This is a genomic window from Mycobacterium sp. 050134 (genome assembly GCF_036409085.1).
Lineage (GTDB): Bacteria > Actinomycetota > Actinomycetes > Mycobacteriales > Mycobacteriaceae > Mycobacterium.
Map to the genome: position 1 here is coordinate 1 of NZ_JAZGLV010000061.1, position 1,014 is coordinate 1,014.

Annotated in this window: 1 pseudogene; it reads right to left on the reverse strand. The window is 64.3% G+C overall.

What is annotated here, in order from left to right:
- Positions 1–29 precede the first annotated feature (29 nt).
- Positions 30–1,014, reverse strand: a pseudogene (locus SKC42_RS27385) (IS3 family transposase); the annotation flags it as partial.

A 1,014-nucleotide genomic window follows, 5' to 3' on the forward strand; every position in this document is an offset into this window, starting at 1 on the left:
TGAGAGGGACCCGGTTGGTGGTCCAGTCGCTATGCGGCTTGGGGTTGATGGGTCGTGGTCCACTGTAGGGCGAACTCGGCTGGGGTGAGTTCACCGTGGGCGGAGTGCGGCCGGTTGGCGTTGTAGTCGGTCCTCCAGTCTTCGATGATCACGCGGGCTTCCAATAGCGATTCGAAGCGCCACAGGTTGAGCAGTTCGTCGCGCAGGCGGCCGTTGAATGACTCGATCCAAGCGTTCTGCCATGGCGAGCCCGGATCGATGAAAAGTGAACCAGCACTGTTGAATCGGCACCAATCGCTCACGGCATGAGCGACAAACTCGGGGCCGTTGTCGAAACGAACGTAGGCTGGCGCACCGCGTGCGGCGGCGAGCTGATCAAGCACCGCGACGACACCGTCGGCATTGATGCTGCGATCCACCTCGATGGCCAATGCTTCGCGGGTGAACTCGTCGATCACGTTCAGCAGCTTGATGCTGCGACCGTCGGCGGTGGAGTCGAATTGGAAGTCCATCGCCCAGATGACGTTCGGCCGGATCGGCGACATTGCGCCCACGGCGACACCGATACCGGTCAACCGCTTTTTGCGGCGGCGCTGAGGGACTCTCAACCCCTCGTCGCGCCACAGTCGGCGGACGCGCTTGTCGTTGACTTGCCAGCCCGCGCGGCGAGCCATTTTCGCTGCTCGCCGCCACCCCCAGCGCGGCCGGTCGGTGGAGAATCGGCGCAGCCAGGCCCGCAACGCGGTCTCCTCGGTGCTGAGCGGGGCTGGTGTCAGGCGCATCGTGGAACGGTGGATGCCCACGACTGCGCAGGCACGGCGCTCAGATACCCCGAACCGCTCGCGCAGCATCGCTGCAGCGCGGCGCTTGCGGTTCGGGGTCAGAAATTTCCCGCCTGGATTTCCTTGAGCATGTCGATGTCGAGGGCCTGGTTGGCGACCAGCTTCTTGAGGCGGGCGTTCTCGGCTTCGAGGTCCTTGAGTCGTTTGGCGTCGTTGGCCTTCATGCCGCCGT